The sequence below is a fragment of the Streptomyces sp. NPDC029296 genome (assembly GCF_055569255.1).
This window is the reverse complement of the sequence record NZ_JBVHXT010000001.1, coordinates 262,561-280,765: the sequence shown is the minus strand read 5'-3', so window position 1 is coordinate 280,765 and position 18,205 is coordinate 262,561. Positions and strand designations below refer to the sequence as shown.

Sequence of the window (18,205 nt, the reverse complement as noted above, 5' to 3'; positions counted from 1 at the left end):
GGAGCGCGCGATGAGCACTCCCACCCCCGAGACCGCGCCGCCCGACCGGTACGCGCCCGAGTTCGAGGTGCGCATCGAGGGCCTGGAGATGGACCCGTCCACCAAGAACGACATCATCGACATCAAGGTGAACCGGGACATCGACGAGATGTCCGGCTTCGACCTGACCCTCAACAACTGGGACGACGCGGGCCTGCGGTTCAAGCACAGCGACTCGCCGGCCTTCCGGCTCGGCGGCCGGGTCTCGGTGCGGCTCGGCTACGCCGACAAGCTGCTCACCGTCGCCACCGGGACCATCTCCACGCTCAGCCCGAAGTTCACCGACAGCGCCTCGCCCACCGTCCAGGTCAGTGGCGTGGACGGGCTGCTGCGGCTCAAGGACCGCAAGCCCGCCGGGGACGAGACCAAGATCTACCGCAATCAGCCCGACTGGCGGATCGCCGAGCAGATCGCCCAGCGCAACCACCTGCGGGCCGAGGTCACCCGGGAGGGGCCCACGCACGACCTGGTGGTGCAGAAGAACCAGGACGACGCGACGTTCCTGCTGGAGCGGGCCAAGCGGCTGGACTTCGACTGCTACATCCTGCCGGACCCCGGGACCGGTGAGGACACGCTCCACTTCATCAAGCCGACCGACGGCCGCGACGGACGCCCCATCCGGGTGTACCGGCTGGCCTACGCGCCGGGGCTGTCCACCGGCCCCGCCGCCCAGCCCGAGGGGCTGATCCCCAACCTGCTGGAGTTCACCCCGACCCTGACCGTGTCCCAGCAGGTCAGCAAGGTCACCGTGCGGGGCTGGGACCCGCGTGCCAAACAGCCCATCGCGTTCACCGCGACCGCGGAGAACCTGCCGGCCGGACAGAGCACCGCCGACGGGCAGAGCGGGCCGCAGGTCGCCGAGTCCACCCTGCAAGGGCGCCAGGAGGTGCTGGTCGACGCGCCGGTCGGCAGCGACCAGGAGGCCCGCGAACTGGCGATCAGCCTGCTGCGCGAGCGGGCGTACGAGTTCATCACCGCCACCGGCAAGGTGGCGGGCCTGCCCGAGCTGCGGCCCGGCGACAACCTGGAGATCCACGGCCTCGGACGCCGCTTCTCCGGCATGTACTTCGTCAAACGCGTCGAGCACACCCTCAACACCAGTGGGTTCTTCACCCAGTTCACCGGCCGGCGGATCCACCAGGGGGACCAGTGACCATCAGGACCACACCGCGGGCCCGCAGCACCGACAAGCGGTACTACGGCGTCGTCTCGGCGATCGTCGTGGAGAACGACGGCGACGACGAGGGCCGGGTGAAGGTGAGATTCCCCTGGTTCGACGACGTCACGGTCACCGACTGGATCCGCGTCAGCCAGCCGTACGCGGGCAACGGCTACGGCTCGGTGTTCGTGCCCGAGAAGGGCGACGAGGTCCTGGTGGCCTTCGTCCACGGGGACATGCGGTACCCGATCGTGCTCGGCGGCCTCTACAACGGCGAGGACAAGCCGCCGGCCGCCCGCACCCAGGGCCGCGACCGGAAGACGATCCGGACCAGGCACGGGCACGAGGTGCTCTTCGACGACACGCCGGACCGGGCCGCCGTGCGGATCACCTCGGCCGCCGGGCACGTGGTGGAGCTGGACGACCGGGGCAAGGCGATCCGGATCACCGCCGCCGAGGGCGGCAGCGTCACCGTGACCGCGCAGGGGGAGGTCACCCTGAAGGCGCCCAAGGTGACCGTCGACTCGCCCTCCATCGACCTCGGCGGCGGCGCCACCGAGCCCCTGGTGCTGGGCAACGCGCTGCTCCAGGCGTTCAACACCCACACCCACCCGTCGCCCACCGGGCCCACCGGCCCGCCGGCCCCGCCGCTCACCCCCGCCGTGCTGGCCAGGAAGGCGAGGACGGCATGAGCGAGGAGTTCCTCGGCACCGGCTGGCGCTTCCCGATCCTGCCCGACGCCTCCGGGCGCCTCGGGTACGCCGTCGGTGAGGAGAGCATCGAGCACTGCCTGCGGGCGCTGCTGCTCACCGGCACCGGCGAGCGGGTCATGCGGCCCGGCCTCGGCACCCGCGCCCACGAGCTGGTGTTCGCGCCCGGCAGCGTGCAGAACCTGCGCGACCTGGAGCAGTCGATCGCCGCCGCCGTCCGCGACCACGAGCCGAGGGTGGAGCTCGACGAGGTCCGCGCCGAGACCGACCCGGCCGACGAGGGGCGCGTCACCGTCTCGGTCGTCTACCGCGTCCGGCGCAGCAACACCAAGGCGAACCTCGTCTTCCCGTTCTACGCCGGGCTCACCGGCCCCACCGGTTCCCCGGGAGGGACCTCATGACCCTGCCCGTGCCCAAGCTGGACGACCTCACCTGGGCCGACATGATGGCGGCCGTCCGCCGCCGCATCCCCGCCGAGTCGGACGGCAGCTGGACGCTCCACGCGCCCGTCGACCCCGGCGTCACCCTCCTCGAACTCTTCGCCTACCTCCTGGAACAGCGGCTGTACTGGCTCGACCAGGTGCCCGACGCGCTCGTGGTCGCCCTGCTGCGCCTGCTCGGCCTGGACCCCCCGCGCCCCGCCCGGCCCGCCGCCACCGTGCTGGGCGTCGCGGCCCGTCAAAACGGTACCGCCGTGCCGGTCGTCCCGGCCGGAACGGCGCTCACCCGTGACCCGGCGGGACGGATCCTCTTCACCCTCGACGACGACGTGGCCGTCTTCCCGCTCGCCGAGGACGGCCGGGTCACCGTATGGACCGGCCGCGACCGCACGGCGGACCTGCGCGCCCGCCGGGGCGTCCCGCTGCTCGCCGCCGACGGGACCCCGGCCGAGGCCCGGTTCACCCTGCCGCTCACCGGGGCGCACCCCGCGCCCGGCCCGCTCAGCCTGCTGTTCGAGCTGGACGCGCCCGCCGCGTCCGGACCGGCCTGGCTGCCCGACGCGGTCGCCGGCGTCCCGCCGCCCGCCGAGCTGACCTGGTCCTGGTTCCGGCCCGGGACCGATGCCCGCGGTCCGTTCGAGAAGGTCGAGGACGGCACGGCGGGGCTCAGACGGTCCGGGATCGTGCGCCTGCACCCGCCCACGGGCTGGACCACCCGGGACCGCGGGATCCTGGTGTCCACCCCGGCCGCGACCCACGCCGCCCCGCCGCGCCTGCTCCGGCTCGCCGTCAACGTGTCCGCCGCGCACCACCGCCGGCGGCACACCGCGAGCGGCGGCGAACTCCAGGAGCAGGTCGACGCCTGGCTCAAGCTGCCCGGCCGGCGCCTCGTGCTGCCCGAGGCCGCCGAACGCCTGCTGGAGGCGAGCCTGCGGCTCGGCGGACAGGAGTGGCGGGCCGCGCCCGACCTCACCTTCGGCGGGCCCGCCGACCGGGTCTTCGTACTCGACCGGACCGAGGGCTCGCTGGTGTTCGGCGACGGGCTCACCGGCCGCATCCCCCACCCGGGCCAGGAGGCGAGCGCCGAGTACACGACCGGAGGCGGCCGGGACGGCAACGGCGGCATGACCGCGAACTGGGTACCGGCCGACGACTCCACGGCGGAGATCACGGCCGCCAGCCTGGTGCGCGCCGAAGGCGGCGCCGACCCGGAGACCGTCGCCGCGGCCCGGCAGCGCGCGGCCGCCTCCCTCGGCGAGGTGACCCGCGCGGTCACCGCGGACGACTTCACCACCCTCGCCCTGGCCACACCGGGCGTCGCCGTCGCCCGCGCCCACACCTCCCTCGGCGAGCACCCCGGCTTCCCCTGCGCGCCGGTGCCCGGCGCCGTGACCGTGCGTCTCGTACCGGCCGTGCCCCGCGCGGACCCGGACCGCGAGGACTTCGTGGCCGCGCCGCGCCCCGACCCGGGCATGCTGTGCGCGGTCGCCGCCCACCTGGAACGGGCGCGGCTGCTCACCTCCGAGATCTTCGTCCGCGCGCCCCGCTACCGCGACGTGGTGCTGCGCGCCGACCTGTCGGGCGACCCCGCCGACCGGGCCCGGGTCTCGGCCCGGCTCACCGAGGCGCTGCGCCGCTTCCTCGACCCGCTGACCGGAGGCGACGACCAGGACGGCTGGCCGTTCGGACAGCCGCTGCGCCCCTCGGCCCTGCTGCGGGCCGCGCACCGCGCGCTGGGGGACCTCGCGGAGGTCTCCGCCGTGGCGATCGGCCTGGACGGGGCGGACCCGGACGAGGACTGCCGGGAAGTGCCGCTCGGGCCCGGCGAACTACCCGCCCTGCGGGCGGTCCGCACGCGCATCGCGACCGCCGTCCAACCGGGGGAGGGACTGGCATGACCGGTGACGTGTGGTGGGAGAAGGCGGCGCACGACCAGGAGGAACGGCTCGTACCCGGCCCGGGACCCGCCGGCGTCCGGCCCGAGCCGACCGACGCCACCCGGGAGGCGGTCCGGGCCGCGCTGCGCGGCCGGATCGCGGGCTACACCCCGGACTGGACCGACCCCGACCGCCAGGACGCCGGAGTCGCGCTCGTCCGCCTCTTCGGCACCCTGACCGAACCCGTGCTCACGCGCGTCAACCGGCTGCCGGAGAAGGTGCTGGCCGAGCACCTGGCGCAGGCCGGCGTGCGACGGCGCCCGGCCGGGGCGGCGGCCGCCCTCCTGGAGTTCACCGTGAACCCGCCGGACGGCACCTCCGTCCTGGTGCCCGCCGGATTCCGCAGCGCGGCGTCCGGCCCCGCCGGGCAGGTGGTGTACGAGACGGACCAGGACCTCTACGCCACCCCGGCCACCCTCGCCGCCCTCGCCGTACAGGAGGACGGAACGCTGGAGACCCTGCCGCTCGGACCGGCCGGTCCCGGCCGTCCCTTCGCGCCGTTCGGCCGGGACCCGGAACCCGGCAACGGCCTGTGGATCGGGCTCGCCGGGGCGGCCGCCCCCTACCCGCACCTCTCGCTGGGCTTCGTCGTGGTCGCCGCCCCGCCCGAGCCCGCCGGCTCCGGGGGCCCGGTGCCCCTGCCGCTGCCGCCCGCGCCCCTGCTGCGCTGGGACGTGCTGGACGGCACCCGGCTGGTCCCCGCCGAACTGGTGCGCGACGCGACGGCCGGGTTCCGGGCCAGCGGGACCGTCGAACTGCGGGTGCCGCGCTCCTGGGCGCCGGGCAGCCCGCCCGGCACCCGGCCGCGGCCCCCGCTGCGCTGGCTGCGGCTGCGGATCGCGCACGGCGCCTTCGACGGGCCCGCGCCGGTGCTGTCGGGGCTGCGGCTGAACATGGTCGCCGCCACGGCCGCCCGCACCATCAGGGACGAGCCGCTCCAGCCGATCGAGGACGGCGGCGAGAGCGGCCGGCGCCGCATGAGGCTCAGTCAGCTCCCCATCCTCACCCGGACCGTGGTCATCGAGGTCGACGACGATCCCGGCGCCGACGTGTTCGGCACCACGGCCGGCTCCGCCTCCCGCTGGCGGGAGGTGGAGAGCCTGGCCGGCCACGGCGCCGACGACCGGGTCTTCACCGTCGACCACGAGAGCGGCGAGGTGACCTTCGGCGACGGAGTCCACGGTGCGGCCGTACCGCCCGGATTCCGCAACGTCCGCGCCGTCCGCTACCGCGTGGGCGGCGGCAGCGCCGGAGCCGTGCGCGCGGGCGCCGTCAGCTCGGTGGTGACCGCCCTGCCGTACGTCATCGGCGTCAACAACCCCTTCCCGGCCTCCGGAGGCACGGATGCCGAGCCCGACGCCGACGCGATCCGCCGGGGCGTGGGCGAACTGCGGGCCCGGGGCCGGGCCGTGGCCCCGGCCGACTACGGCCTGCTGGCCACCCGCGCGCCCGGCGCGTCGGTGGCCCGCGCCCACGGCGTGCCCGGCCTGCACCCCGACTACGCCGGGGCACCGATCCCCGGCGTCGTGGGGGTCCTCGTCGTACCGCCGGGCGACGACGGCGATCAGCCGCCGGTCCCCACCGCCGCGACGCTGCGGGCCGTCGCCGACCACCTGACCCGCGAGGCCGCCCCGGCCGGGGTCACCGTGGTCGCCGCGCCCGCGCGGTACCACCGGGTCGCCGTCGAGTCATGGGTCGCCCTCGACGCGGACCTCGACCGCGCCGCGGTCCTGACCAGGGCGGGCGACGCGGTGCGCGGCTATCTGGACCCGCTGCGCGGCGGAGAGGACGGCGCGGGCTGGCCGTTCGGCGGCGCGCTGCGGCACACCGCGCTGGTCCGGCGCCTCCTCGCGGTCGACGGGGTACTGGCCGTCGCCCGGCTCTCGCTCACCGTCGACGGCGTGCGCCTGCCGCCCTGCACCGACCACGCGATCGGGCCGCACGACCTCGTCTGGCCGGAGCGCCCGCTGCTCATCCCGGTAGGAGACCGGCCATGACGTGCACCCCGCACCCCGCGACCTTCCGCCTCCTGGACGGGTACGTCGGCTGGGACCGGGCCCCGGACGGAAGCGAGCCCGGCACGGACGGCATCGTCGGGTTCGGCGAACCGGCCGGCGTCCGGCTCGCCTTCCGGGGCGGCGCTCCGGAAGGCCCCACCAGGCAACAGCTCCTGCCGTGGTTCCCCGACCCGCGCCTGGCACCGGGCTGCGGGCCGCGCGGCTGGTACCTGCTGGTCCCCGGGGAACGGCGGCTGCTCCGCCGTGACGGGTGCGACGGCGCCTTCGGCCCCGCGGGGCCGCTCGCGTGCGACCCCGGCCCGCCGCGCCGGCCGGTCTCCGTCGCCGCGCGCGGACACCGCCTCGCCGTGGTGGAGTCCGACCGGGTGCTCGTGTGGCGCCGCGAGGGCGAACAGCTCGCCGGGGTGATCCGGGTGCGCCGGCCCGTCCTGGCCGCGCCGGGGCCCGGCGACGAGGTACTGGTCGCCACGCGGGGGAGTACGGACCTGCGCCGGTTCGACTCGGCGGGCGGACGCGAAGGGGTGCTGCGCACCGGGGCGCGGGGCGAGGTCGTCGGCCTGCGCGTCGGCGACGACCGGACGGTCTGGCTGCTCACCGACGACGGCACCCGGCCGCGGATCCTGCGAGGCGGGTACGGCCGGCCCTTCCGCCCGGCCACCGCGGCCGAACTGGCCGGGGCGCTGGCGCCGTCCGCGCTCACCTCGGCGGACGAGGACGGGTTCCGCCTGGACGAGCAGGGCCCCGACGGGCCCGTGACCCGCTGGTACACCTGGCGGGGCCTGCCCCGGGACCCCGTGCCGCCGCGCACCGACACCTACCTGACCAGCGGCTCGTACCTGACCACCCTGATCGACAGCGGTACGTCACGCTGCCGCTGGCACCGGGTGCGCGTCGACGCCGAGGTGCCCGCGGGCACCTCGGTCTCCGTCGGGATCGTGGTGACCGAGGACGGCCGCTACGAGGACAGCGACTGGCAGGCGTCGGCCCCCGGGGTCACGGACTTCCTCGTCGACCAGCCGCCCGGCCGCTTCCTGCGGCTGCGGCTGCGCCTCACGGGCGACGGCGGCGCGAGTCCGGTCGTGCACCGGATCCGGCTGGACTTCCCCCGGGTCACCAGCGCCGACCTGCTGCCGCCCGCCTTCCGCCAGGACCCCGCCGCCGACGACTTCACCGAGCGCTTCCTCTCCCTGTTCGACGCCACCCTCGCCGATGTCGACCGGGTCGTCGACCGGTATCCGGCGCTCCTCGACCCGGCCGGCGTACCGGACCGGGTGCTGCCGTGGCTCGCCGGACTGCTCGGCCTGTCGTTCGAGGCGGGCTGGGACGCGCGGACCCGGCGCGCGCTGCTCGCCGCGGCCCCGGAGCTGTACCGGCGCCGGGGCACGCCCTGGGCGCTGCGGGAAGCGGTGCGCATCGTGTTCGGGGTGACCCCGGTCATCGACGAACTGGCCGGGGACCGCCGGTGGGCACATCTGCGCGCGGCCGCCGGATGCGCGCCACCGGGGCCCGTCCCGCCACCGGGGCAGGCCCAAGGGCTCGGCTCCGTACGACTGTTCGGCCGCTCGGCGAGCCGCTTCCGGGCCGGCGGCTCGGCACTGGGCGCCGCGCCGCTGCGCGCGTTCGGGGCGCCCGACAGCGATCCGCTGACCGCGCACGCGCACCGGTTCCGGGTGCTGCTGCCCGCCGGGCCGGCGGACGTCCGGGCGCTGCGACGGCTGGTGGAGCGCCAGGCGCCCGCGCACACGGTGGGATCGGTGCGGACCGGCGGCGCCGGTTTCGTGGTCGGCTCCCGGTCCACGGTCGGCGTGGACACCGCGTTCGTCCCGCTGCCACCGCCCGTGCTCGGCGGTGGCAGTCCGCTGCGGCTGAACCGCGACGGGGTGCTCAGACCGGGATCCAGAGGATCGCGCCGAGGGGTGGGTGTGGGAGTCGTCTCCGCCGTCGGTGTGCATACGCAAGTGTCGTGAGAGGACGGACGATGACGGAGACAGGCACACCAGGGGCCGCGGAGTTCGACGCGCCGCCGCTGCGCAGGCTGCGGTACTTCCACGGCCAGATGCTCGGCGCCAGGGACTTCCAGCGTGAACAGGAGTACTACCGGGAGAGGCTGAGGCTGCGCATGCGCTGCCTGCTCGGCTACGGCGTGGTGTGCGGCCTGTTCGTGGAGCCGGTGCCCGATGACGGCTGCACGCGCGAAGACGACGGGCACACGGAGGCCGACGGGCACACGGAGGCCGACGGGCCGGCCGCGGCCGACGGGCACACCGACGGGCACACCGGGGCGGAGCACGCCCGGCACCGGGCCAGGGTGCGCCTCACCCCCGGCCTCGCCGTGGACAGCGACGGCAACGAGGTCGTGGTGCGGGGCGGTTGCGACATCGACCTGTGGAAGGCGCTGCCCCCCGGCGAGCGGGACACCGACACGGTCTGGGTCGGCATCCGGTACGCCGAGCGGCCCGTGGAGCCCACCCGGGCCGTCTACCACGACGCCTGCGCGGACACCGCCGACTGCGAGTTCGGCTGGACGGAGGAGTGCCACAAGGTGGTCGTCACCGGCTGCGAGCCACCGGTGGACAAGCGCTGCGACACCTGCTGCTCCCGCGGCGCGCACACCACGCTCTGGCTGGCCAGGATCGACCGCGCGGACCGGCGCCGGCCGGTGCGCCGGGACCAGATCCACATGAACGTGCGCCGCCCGTTCGGCCGCCATCTGCCCACGGTCGTCACCGGTGTCAACTGGATCCACGGACACACGTACACCATCGACGAGGCCAAGGCCCTCCTCGGCACCCAGGACGAGGACGGCGGGCTCGTGGTGCGGTTCTCCGCGGGCGTGCGCACCGACTGCCTGCGACCGGGCGTGGTGGAGATCCAGGTCATCGAGGGCGGCAGCGGCCGCAACGCCTCCACCTGGTACATGGGCGGCGCCTTCACGGGACCCGACGCCGGGTGCGGCGAGTTCACCGAGGAGTTCCGCTACCGCCAGACCACCCGCGAGACGCTTCAGGACGGCGACCGCGTGCTGATCACCGTCCGCGCGGCGTTCCTCCTCGACCGCTGCTGCCGTCCGGTCGACGGCACCCACGTCGGCGGACGCGTACCGACCATCGACGCCGGCCCCAACGCGCCGGAGGCGGCCCGCGGGGGCTGCGAACTGCCGCCGTCCGGCATCGGTCCCTGGACGTCCGGAACCGGGGCGGGCGGGGACGTCTTCGAGAGCTGGTTCTTCGTTAAGGAGCGCTGATCATGCGAACAGACTGCGGATGCGGCTGCGGGGGTGACGCCACCCGGACCTCCGCCTTCGTACGGCCGCGCTTCTTCGCGGGCCAGCTGCTCACCGAGGACGACCTCGGTCTGCTGGTCGAGTACACGACCGCGAAGAGCCGGCTGCACAACCGGTCGCTGTTCGGACCGGGGGTCGTCTGCGGCCTCGGCGTCACCTGCGCTCCGTGCGGCGGCGGCACCGTGGCGGTCCACCCCGGACACGCGCTGGACTGCGCGGGCAACGACATCGTGGTGCCCTGCACCGAACAGGTCGACGTACGGGCCCTGGTGCGCGAACAGCGGATCAGCGCCCTCGGTGTGGACTGCGGGGAGGACTGCGACGACGAGGGCGGCCGCGGCTACGGCCTCTACGTGCGCTACCACGAGGCGCCCGTCGAACCGGTCGCGCCGTACGCCACCGAGGAGCCCTGCCCCTCGCCCGGCTGTGTGCCCTCCCGGATACAGGAGGGGTTCCGCTTCGTCGTGAAGTGCGACGACTTCGAGGACCACCGCCACAACCCCGGCACCCGGTTGCTCGCGAGCATCGGCGACCTGGCCCGGGCCGACCGCGCCCGCACCCGCGACCGGCGCCTCGCGTACTACCGCGACGCGCTGACCACCGCCTCGGCCGGCACCGGCCGGACGTTCCGCTTCGACGCGGCCGACGCCGAGCGGTACGCCACCGCCCTGGCCTGGCTGCGCCGGAACGCGGCGGGCGAGGGGCCGCCGCCACCGCCGGCCGCCCGCGAGATGACCGAGCACGTCCGCGCGCTCGCCGCCGGCGTGGCCCGCTACGACACCCACGACGCCGCCGGGCAAGAGCGGCTCGAGGCGGCATACCCGGACCTCGCCACCGTCCAGGAGGCCCGCGGCGTCCTGGGCACGGCCTGCGGCCGGCTCCGCGAAGCCGACGCGGAGGCGGCCTGGCCCGACCCGCTGCACCGCGCCCTCGCCGGTGCGGTCGTCACCGAGACCGCGGCCCGGGTGGTGCCCGGGCGGGGCGACGCGGACGCGCCGCTGGAGGTGCGCATGGTGGCCCAGGGGACACCGCTGAGCCATGCGCTGCGGGTGGGCTTCCGCGCGGACCTCGGCCTGATCAGGGAGTGGTTGCTCGCCCGTCTGGACCAGGTCGGCGAGAGCGGCGACTGCCGGCTGCGCTCGGAGGTCGCCGCCGTCGAGGTGCCGGCGCCGCTGCCGGCCCCGCCGCCGGACAGCGTGGAGAAGGCGGCCATCGCCGAGGTGCAGCGGATCGCCGAGGCGGCGGGCGCGCTCACGGTCGCGCTGCGGCGCTTCCTGACCGACGCGGCGTGCGCCACACTCAACCCGCCGTGCGGCGACCGCGCCGACACCGACGTGCTCCTCGCCCGGCTGGAGCTGGACGGCTGCGATGTCGTACGAGTGTGCTCCGGGACCCGCGAACAGGTGCTGCCGGGCGGCGGGGCGTACGGCGAGTGGCTGCCCAAGCTCTACCGGCTCCGCGAACTGGCCGAGCGGGTGTGCGGCCAGCTCCTGCCGCGCTCCGGGAAGCCGGCGCTTCCGCCGCAGGGCGACGTCGAACGTCCCTACGCCGACGGCCTGCTCGGCGACTGGCCGCGCACCGGGGACCTGGAGGAGATGCTGTCCCTGCTGCTCACCCCGGCACCCGGCGAGACACCGCCCAAGGCGCTGCACGAGCAGGTCTACACCACTCCCAGCGAAGTGACCGACAGCATCCAGGAGCTGGCCGCCCTGCGCGCCCGAGTGGCCGAACTGACGGCGGCCGTGTCCGGCCTCGGCGCCCAACTGGGCAGCGCGCAGGCGCAGGTCGGCCGGCTGAGCGAGCGGGTCCCGGAAGACCTCGGGTCCCGCCTCGCGCACCTCGAAGGCGGTGCCGGCGGGCCGGCCGCGCAGGAGGAGCCGGCCAGGCCCCCGGCGAAACGCACTCGCCCCTCCCGTGGCCCGAAGTCAGGGGAGACGTCATGACGGGCCCGCTGCGCCCCGCCTTCCACGAGGGCCAGGTGCTGGCCGCCGCCGACCTGACGGCCACGGTCGAGTACGCGCGCGCCACGGCCGCCCGGCACGCGCGTCATCTGCACGACTGGGGCATCGCCGAGGGGCTCGCCCTGGTCACCGGGGGCCGTACCGACCCGCTCACCAACGCCCGCTACGTCGAGGTGAGCGTGGCGCCGGGCATCGCCGTCGACGGCACCGGCCGCGAGGTGCTCCTGACCGAGCCGGTCGTGCTGCGCGAGAGCGACTTCCAGGAGGTCAACGGGGCCGACCAGCCGACGGACGAGCCCTACCCGGTCTTCCTCACCGCGGCCGACCGGGAGCCCGCCCGGACCCCCGGGCCCCTCTCGTGCACCGGCGGCGCGACCAAGGCGCGCGTGGAGGAGTCGTACCAGATCCTCTTCGGGCGCCTCGGCGACGAGCGGCTGGCCGACGAACAGCGCCCGCCCGCCACCGGCGTCCCGCCGGCCGATCCGCCCGCCCGCTGGCTCGTCCTGCTCGGCTACGTCCGCTGGACGGACGGCCACTTCAGCGGGGTGGAGGCCAAGGCGCGCGGAGTCGGGGTGCGCTTCGCCGGCGTCCGCGCGGACACCGTCTCGGCCGCCTCGGGCACGCTGACCCTGCGCACCGGCCCGACCGCCCGGGAGGGCGGGCCCGCCCTCGTCCTGTCCGCAGGGGACAAGCCGAGCCTGGTTTTCGGCCTCTACCAGGGCAGCGGCACGGTCGCCCCGCTGATGACCCTCGCGGCCAACGGCAACCTCACCATCGAGGGCAGCTTCAGCGGCCGGATGCCGGTCGGCAGCACCCTGGTGGCCTCCGGGACGGCGACCGACGGCATGCTGCTCCCGCTGCCGGCCGGTGTCACCCCGGAGCAGATCGCCGACGGCCGGGTCGTCGTCCATGTGCACCTCACTCCGCGCATACCGCCGACCGCCACCAGAACCACGCTGGTCGGCGCCGTGGAGGCCACCGTGGACGACGACCGCCGGGTCAGGTGCCGGACACGCTCCTGCGACATCGCCGCGGCCAAGGTCGTCGAACGGCCCGGGGCCGTCGACTTCCTCGTCCTCGCGACGGTCGTGGCGACGAACGGAGGCGGCTGACGATGACCCTCACCGTGGTGTACACGGCCGGCACCGGCCATGTGGTGGGCGCGCTGGCCCTGACCGGCGCCGGCGCCCCGGCCGACGCGGCCGCGCTCGTCGGACGCGCGCTGCCGCTGCGCGTCCTCCTGGACGAGGGCCGCGTCGCGACGCTGCCACTGAACGCCAGGGACCTCGCCGTGGCGGCGGTGGACGACGAACCGGCGGCCCTCACCGATCCGCTGGCGTTCGGGGTCGAGCTGAGCCCCGAGGGCAGGCCCGGGCCCACGCTGACGCGCCTGGCCACCTGGACCGGCGGCGCCGGTATCGCGCTGACGGCGACCGGGCTCACCCTCACCGTGCAGGTCGCGCCGGCCCGCCCCGCCAAGGTGGTCGCCCTCGTCTCCGACGACCAGGACACCCACGTGCTGGCCGGGGAACTGCCCGCCCGGCAGTCCCAGGTGACACTGCCGGTGAGCCTCGGCCCCGGCGGCAAGCACGGCGTACTGGTGCTGGCGGCCGGCTGGGCGGGCCTTCTGGAGGAGGCGAACGTGACGTGAACACACCCCCTGCACCGGCCGCCGGTGAGGCCGGTGAGATCGCCGTTCACCGGTGCACGGTCACCGTGGTCCGGCGCGGCGGGTGGAGCTGGGGACCGGACCCGCGCGGCCTGGTGCGGCACGTGATCGACTCGCTTCCGGACCTGCTGGCGGACCACTTCGCCGGCCGACTGGCCGGTGACGGGCCGGACGTGGAGATCACCGAGCCGGTGACCGTCACCGTCCGGCTGGGCGGGACCGGGGCGCCCGGCCGCGTCCCCGTGCCCGCCGAGGTCCGCTTCGCGCCGGTCGCGATGGCCGAGGTCCCCGGCGAAACGCCCGCGGACGCCCCGTCGTTCGAGGCGTCCTTCCCCGCCGAGGCGACCGTCCGGGAGGCGCCCTCGGCAGCCGCGCTCTTCTCCGAACTCGCCGAGCGCGGCGAACTCGAAGCCCTCCTCGCGCTGCTGCCCGGGCGAACACTCCAGGTGTACGCGGTCGCCCTGCTGGGCGACGACGACGCGATGGCCGCCCGGCTGCTCGCGGAACTCGCCGGACGCGCCGGCCCCGGCGGACCGGCCGGGCCGCTGCCCGAGCCGCTCCGCACCGCGGTCGCGGACGCCGGCGCCGGGGCCCTGCCCGGGCTCCTCGCCGCGTACGCGGCCTTCGCGGAGCACGATGAAGCGGGCGCGCCGACGCGGCCCCCGGGACCGGGGCACGACCGGGCGGCCGAGGACGACCGGACGGCCGGGCGCACCCAGGCGGCCGGGACACCGCGTCCGCGAGCGGCGCCGGACGCCGTCACGGCCCGCACCGCCGAAGAGGTGCGCGTGCCGTCCGCGCTGCCGTTCCTGCTCGCCGGGCCCCTGGCCCGCATCGGGTACCTCGACGCGCTCGCCCCCGCGCTGGCCGGTGTCGAACTGGGCGATCAGGCACCGCTGTTCGCCGCGGCCCTCGCGTACAAGGTGCTGGGCGCGACCGCGCGCGGCTGGCGCCGGGACGCGGCGGACCGCGAGGCGGCCGCCGCCTTCGCCGGGCTCGAACCGCCCGTCCCGGAGGAGCGGCTGACCGCGTTCGCGCACGCGGTCCGGCCCGCGCTCCCGGTGCTCGACGGCGTCCTGGCGCTCGCGGTGTGCCGCGGCCACGACCCCGCCGGCCCGCTCCTGCTCACCGGGACCGACGACGGCCTCCTCCTGGTCGACGCCCAGGGCATGTTCCCGATCGCCTGGGCGGCGTCCCCCGCGGCGCTGCTCCCGTACTGGCGGGCATGCGGCCGGCCCCCCGTGCTGGTCTGCGGAGACGGGCTGCCCCCCGGCTCGCTGCGCGAACTGGACGCGGCGGACGTGCCGTTCCTCACCGCCGTGCGGCCCCTGCGCGGCGACCCCGTCACCCGGCTGCCCTGGCGTACGCCCCTGTGGACGGGCACGGCACGGCGACTGCCGGACTACCGCCTCGCCGCCGAACTCCCCTCCCACACAGGCCGGTTCGCCGGCCTGGTCACCGCTCTGGCCGCCGAGCGGCGCGCGGTGCCGCTCGCCCGGGACGGCGCGCTGGAGCGCTCCGTCACTCTCGCCGCCGCCCTGGGCCTCGCCACCGTCGCCTGGACGCTCTGGCGTGAGCGCGAGACCCCTGATCCGCTGTCCGCCCTGAGCCGCTTCGCCGATCTGGAGGCCACCGTCCGGTTCGAGCCGGCCGCCGTCCGGGTCCGCGTACCGCTGGGGCGGCGCCACGCGGACCTGCTGCGCGGTGGACTGCTCGCCGACGTGCCCGACGTGGTCTGGCTGGACGGCCGGACCCTGACCTTCTCGGGAGGCTGACCCGGATGGGTGAACCGGCGCTGGAACACCTGCGGATCCGCCTCGCGGACATCCACCGGGCGCTGCGCACGGCCGTCGAACGGCAGGCGCGGATCGCGGCCCGGCTCACCCGGCCGGACCTCACGCCGTACTGCGTCACCGACGAACAGGTCGACGTGCTGCTCGGCGAGGTGCACGCCTTCACCGACGCGATGGCGGGCCCGTACGCCCCCCGACGCGCCGAGTCGGACGGCGAACGGGAGCTGCGGCGCGGCGCGTCGGCCGAGGGCCGGACCCTCCCGCTGGACGCGCTCGCCACCCGGTTCGGCCTGTCCCGCGCCGAACAGGACGCGCTGCTGCTGGTGGCGGCGCCCGAACTGGACCGCGGCTACGAACGGATCTACGCCTACATCGTGGACAACCTGAACCGCCGGCTGCCGAGCGTGGAACTACTGCTCACCGTGGGGGCGTTGACCGGACACGACGGCCAGGACCCGGAAGGCGCGGCCGAGTCGCCGGACCCGGCCGCCCGCCTCGCCCTGCGCCGCTCGCTCGGCCCGGCCGGGCCGCTGCGCCGGTACGGACTGCTGCGCACCCACCAGGAAGCCGCGGTCGGGCTGGCCCAGGAACTCCTCCTGGGCCCGGGCGTGCTGGACTTCCTGCTGGGCTGGGGCACGGACGTGGGACTGCTCGGGCACGACCCCGGCGAGGTCCTCCCACCGGATCCGCAGGTGCTGCCCCCGCACCTGGCCTCGGACCGGCTCACCCGTCTGGGCAGGGCGCTGGGCGCGGGCCACATCGACCTGGCCGGGCTGTGGGGCTGCGCGCCCGACGACCAGCCCGATGCCGTACAGGCCCTGGCCCGGGCGGCCGGAACGCCGCTGCGGACCCTCACCGGCGACCCCGAGGCCGATCTGCGCACGGCCGCCGCGCTGGGCGCGGTGCTGTGGATCCCCACCGACGACCTGCACGGCGAACCCCAGCGGCAAGGCCATGCCGACATCATCGCCGCCGCGCTGCTCCGCTCCCGTGCGCCGGTGTGCCTCACCGGCCTGAAGCCGTGGCGTCCGGCGGCCCTGCTCGCCGCCCGCGGCTACGCCGAACTCACCGTGCCGGTACCGAAGTTCACCGACCGCCGGGCGATGTGGTCGGCGGCGCTCCCGGACCTGACCGGCACCCGCCTGGAGGACCTCGCCGTCCGGTACCGCATGAGCGGCGGCGAGCTGCGGGCGGTGGCGTCGGTCGCGGACGCGGGGGCCCGCCTGGCGGGCGGCGGGCGTCCCGAACCGGTCGCCGACCATGTCGAACCCGCCATCGCCACCGTCACCCGCGGGCGCGGCGGAAGCGCGGTGCACGCGATCGTGCCCCGGCGCACCGCGGACGACCTGGTCCTGCCCGACGCCCAGTTCCACCAGATCCTGGAGATCGTCTCCGCCTTCCGCGCCTGGCCCCGGGTCGCCGAGACCTGGGGCTTCGCCCGCCGCTCGGCCCACGGCGGGGTCAAGGCGCTGTTCACCGGGGAACCAGGCACCGGCAAGACCCTGTCCGCCGAGATCGTCACCGGCATGCTCGGCCTGGAACTGCTCAAGGTGGACCTCGCCCAGGTCGTCTCCAAGTGGGTGGGGGAGACGGAGAAGAACATGGAGACCGCCTTCCGCCAGGCCGAGGAGAGCCACGCGGTGCTGCTCTTCGACGAGGCCGACGCCCTGTTCGGCAAGCGCGGCGAGGTCAAGCACGGCACCGACCGGTACGCCAACATGGAGGTCGGCTACCTGCTCCAGCGCCTGGAGGCCAGCGACGGCCTGGTGATCCTCACGAGCAACCTCAAGGACAACATCGACCCGGCGTTCACCCGGCGCTTCCACTTCGTCGTCCACTTCCCCCGCCCGGGCGTGACCGAGCGGCGCAGGCTGTGGCGCCTCGCCTTCCCCGAGCAGGCCCCGCTCGCCGCGGACGTGGACCTGGACGCGCTGGCCCGCCTGGACATGACCGGCGCCGGCATCACGGCCGCGGCCCGCACCGCCGCCCTGGCCGCGGCCGACAGCGGCGGCGACGCGATCCACATGCGGCACGTGGTACGCGGAGTGGCCCGCCAGTTCCAGCGCGAGGCCCGCCTGCTCCGCCCCGCCGAACTCGGCCCCCACGCCCACCTGCTCGACGCCGCCCCCCGGGAGTGACACCGATGCTGCCCACCGAACGCCCGCTGTCCCGCCTGGTCGCACCGGCCCCACCGGCCAGGTCACCGGAAGCCGGGGTCGCCGCCCGTCGGGAATCGCCGGTGGCTGTGGTCCCGGTGCCCGTCGTCGTGCCCATGAGCAACGCCTCGGTGGCCCAAGCGGCCGCGGCGTCGGGCCCAGTGAACGCGCTGCTCCTCGCGGGCCAGGACCAGACGGGGAACGCGGTGGTGGCCAAGGTGGCGCTCGAGTCGCTGCCGGCGGCGCCACCGGTGGCGGTCGGCACACCGAAGTGAGGTGAACGGCCCCTGTGCGCCGGGAGCGAGGGGCAGCCCTGAACGAGGGGTGCGTCAGCCCAGTGCCTTCGCTACGTGGCCGAAGACGTGTTCTCGTACGTACGCGTCCAGCTGCTCCTCGTACCTTGCGAACGGCTCAGGTCCGGTCACACGCCCGTGCCCGGCGGGCAGAACGGCGTCCAGGAGCAGACGTTCGTATGCCTCGGGGGTGCCCTCGAATTTTTCGGCCCTGCCCGGGATCAGCCGCTTCGCGTAATGGGACGCCGGGGCTTGCAGGGCGGGCAGCCCGGGGTCGTACAGAACGTCGTGATCGGTGACCAGCTCGGGAAGCAGCGCGTGCAACTCCACGTCCTCGTGCCCGGCGGCGAGTTCCCGCGCGACCGTCAGCCAGACCATGCGCTCGGAGCGCGGGTTCGCGACGCCCTCGCATACGGTGAGATTGAGAAAGGCGGCCACTTCCGTCTCCGACGCCGCCTGCCACGGTGGCCCCGCGCACAGCAGGGTCAGGACATGAGCGAAGCCGCCCGTCAGCAGGAAGCGGTCCGTGCCGATCACGGACGACAGGTGGAGACAGGCGAGCATCGTGTGGACGGGGACGTACCACTTGCCGTCCCGTTCCGCCCAGTACTCCGGGTCCTCCGGGTCCTCCGGCGTGAGGATCACCCGACGCACCTGGTCGACCTGGAACGCGACCCCCATACAAGAGATCTCGGGGACTCGGGGGCCTGACGCGTCGAGGGCCCGCACATACTCCTCGCGTACCTC

The 18,205-nt window shown here is 75.6% G+C and carries 14 protein-coding genes; 13 read left to right on the top strand and 1 reads right to left on the bottom strand.

Translation table 11 applies throughout. From position 1 onward, the window contains the following. Positions 1–10: 10 nt before the first annotated feature. The 13 genes from ACZ4W9_RS01115 to ACZ4W9_RS01055 are packed head-to-tail and all read left to right on the top strand — an operon-like array spanning position 11 to position 17,440. Positions 11–1,192 (top strand): phage late control D family protein, encoded by a 1,182-nt coding sequence (locus tag ACZ4W9_RS01115; RefSeq protein ID WP_467932322.1) that lies wholly within the window; start codon positions 11–13, stop codon positions 1,190–1,192. Further along, positions 1,189–1,890: a phage baseplate assembly protein V gene (locus tag ACZ4W9_RS01110; protein WP_467932321.1), complete on the top strand. Its 702-nt coding sequence runs from the start codon at positions 1,189–1,191 to the stop codon at positions 1,888–1,890. The genes ACZ4W9_RS01115 and ACZ4W9_RS01110 overlap by 4 nt, the downstream gene beginning before the upstream one ends. Next, positions 1,887–2,309, top strand: coding sequence for a GPW/gp25 family protein (locus ACZ4W9_RS01105; protein WP_467932319.1), 423 nt, complete (start codon positions 1,887–1,889; stop codon positions 2,307–2,309). The genes ACZ4W9_RS01110 and ACZ4W9_RS01105 overlap by 4 nt, the downstream gene beginning before the upstream one ends. Beyond that, on the top strand, positions 2,306–4,246 hold the full coding sequence (locus tag ACZ4W9_RS01100; RefSeq protein WP_467932318.1) for a putative baseplate assembly protein: 1,941 nt from the start codon (positions 2,306–2,308) through the stop codon (positions 4,244–4,246). Before ACZ4W9_RS01105 ends, ACZ4W9_RS01100 begins: the two co-directional genes overlap by 4 nt. After that, positions 4,243–6,282 carry a putative baseplate assembly protein gene (locus ACZ4W9_RS01095; protein WP_467932317.1) on the top strand — a complete coding sequence of 680 codons (2,040 nt, stop codon included), beginning with the start codon at positions 4,243–4,245 and terminating at the stop codon, positions 6,280–6,282. The genes ACZ4W9_RS01100 and ACZ4W9_RS01095 overlap by 4 nt, the downstream gene beginning before the upstream one ends. Continuing rightward, on the top strand, positions 6,279–8,270 hold the full coding sequence (locus ACZ4W9_RS01090) for a phage tail protein (RefSeq protein ID WP_467932315.1): 1,992 nt from the start codon (positions 6,279–6,281) through the stop codon (positions 8,268–8,270). Before ACZ4W9_RS01095 ends, ACZ4W9_RS01090 begins: the two co-directional genes overlap by 4 nt. An 11-nt stretch (positions 8,271–8,281) precedes the next feature. Then, positions 8,282–9,547, top strand: a complete 1,266-nt coding sequence (locus ACZ4W9_RS01085) for a hypothetical protein (RefSeq protein ID WP_467932314.1) — start codon at positions 8,282–8,284, stop codon at positions 9,545–9,547. 2 nt (positions 9,548–9,549) lie between these two features. Continuing rightward, positions 9,550–11,529 carry a hypothetical protein gene (locus ACZ4W9_RS01080; RefSeq protein WP_467932313.1) on the top strand — a complete coding sequence of 660 codons (1,980 nt, stop codon included), beginning with the start codon at positions 9,550–9,552 and terminating at the stop codon, positions 11,527–11,529. Further along, positions 11,526–12,659 carry a hypothetical protein gene (locus tag ACZ4W9_RS01075; protein WP_467932312.1) on the top strand — a complete coding sequence of 378 codons (1,134 nt, stop codon included), beginning with the start codon at positions 11,526–11,528 and terminating at the stop codon, positions 12,657–12,659. The genes ACZ4W9_RS01080 and ACZ4W9_RS01075 overlap by 4 nt, the downstream gene beginning before the upstream one ends. 2 nt (positions 12,660–12,661) lie before the next feature. Beyond that, on the top strand, positions 12,662–13,198 hold the full coding sequence (locus tag ACZ4W9_RS01070) for a hypothetical protein (protein WP_467932310.1): 537 nt from the start codon (positions 12,662–12,664) through the stop codon (positions 13,196–13,198). Then, positions 13,195–14,991, top strand: a complete 1,797-nt coding sequence (locus tag ACZ4W9_RS01065) for a hypothetical protein (protein WP_467932309.1) — start codon at positions 13,195–13,197, stop codon at positions 14,989–14,991. The genes ACZ4W9_RS01070 and ACZ4W9_RS01065 overlap by 4 nt, the downstream gene beginning before the upstream one ends. A 5-nt stretch (positions 14,992–14,996) precedes the next feature. After that, complete coding sequence (locus ACZ4W9_RS01060; RefSeq protein WP_467932307.1) at positions 14,997–17,147, top strand: ATP-binding protein; 2,151 nt, start codon at positions 14,997–14,999, stop codon at positions 17,145–17,147. Positions 17,148–17,152: 5 nt separating this feature from the next. Further along, positions 17,153–17,440 (top strand): hypothetical protein, encoded by a 288-nt coding sequence (locus tag ACZ4W9_RS01055; RefSeq protein WP_467932306.1) that lies wholly within the window; start codon positions 17,153–17,155, stop codon positions 17,438–17,440. A 54-nt stretch (positions 17,441–17,494) separates the two neighbouring features. On the opposite strand, the gene ACZ4W9_RS01050 is transcribed toward ACZ4W9_RS01055, so the two are convergent. After that, a complete protein-coding gene (locus ACZ4W9_RS01050; RefSeq protein WP_467932305.1) occupies positions 17,495–18,139 on the bottom strand; it encodes a hypothetical protein in 645 nt (214 codons plus the stop codon). Positions 18,140–18,205 lie beyond the last annotated feature (66 nt).

Excerpts from the sequence above, each read along its gene's own strand:
- ACZ4W9_RS01115 (WP_467932322.1), top strand. The coding sequence starts at position 11 with ATGAGCACTCCCACCCCCGAGACCGCGCCGCCCGACCGGTACGCGCCC.
- ACZ4W9_RS01070 (WP_467932310.1), top strand. The coding sequence starts at position 12,662 with ATGACCCTCACCGTGGTGTACACGGCCGGCACCGGCCATGTGGTGGGC.
- ACZ4W9_RS01075 (WP_467932312.1), top strand. The coding sequence starts at position 11,526 with ATGACGGGCCCGCTGCGCCCCGCCTTCCACGAGGGCCAGGTGCTGGCC.
- ACZ4W9_RS01060 (WP_467932307.1), top strand. The coding sequence starts at position 14,997 with ATGGGTGAACCGGCGCTGGAACACCTGCGGATCCGCCTCGCGGACATC.
- ACZ4W9_RS01055 (WP_467932306.1), top strand. The coding sequence starts at position 17,153 with ATGCTGCCCACCGAACGCCCGCTGTCCCGCCTGGTCGCACCGGCCCCA.
- ACZ4W9_RS01100 (WP_467932318.1), top strand. The coding sequence starts at position 2,306 with ATGACCCTGCCCGTGCCCAAGCTGGACGACCTCACCTGGGCCGACATG.
- ACZ4W9_RS01090 (WP_467932315.1), top strand. The coding sequence starts at position 6,279 with ATGACGTGCACCCCGCACCCCGCGACCTTCCGCCTCCTGGACGGGTAC.
- ACZ4W9_RS01095 (WP_467932317.1), top strand. The coding sequence starts at position 4,243 with ATGACCGGTGACGTGTGGTGGGAGAAGGCGGCGCACGACCAGGAGGAA.
- ACZ4W9_RS01050 (WP_467932305.1), bottom strand. The coding sequence starts at position 18,139 with ATGGGGGTCGCGTTCCAGGTCGACCAGGTGCGTCGGGTGATCCTCACG.
- ACZ4W9_RS01085 (WP_467932314.1), top strand. The coding sequence starts at position 8,282 with ATGACGGAGACAGGCACACCAGGGGCCGCGGAGTTCGACGCGCCGCCG.
- ACZ4W9_RS01080 (WP_467932313.1), top strand. The coding sequence starts at position 9,550 with ATGCGAACAGACTGCGGATGCGGCTGCGGGGGTGACGCCACCCGGACC.
- ACZ4W9_RS01105 (WP_467932319.1), top strand. The coding sequence starts at position 1,887 with ATGAGCGAGGAGTTCCTCGGCACCGGCTGGCGCTTCCCGATCCTGCCC.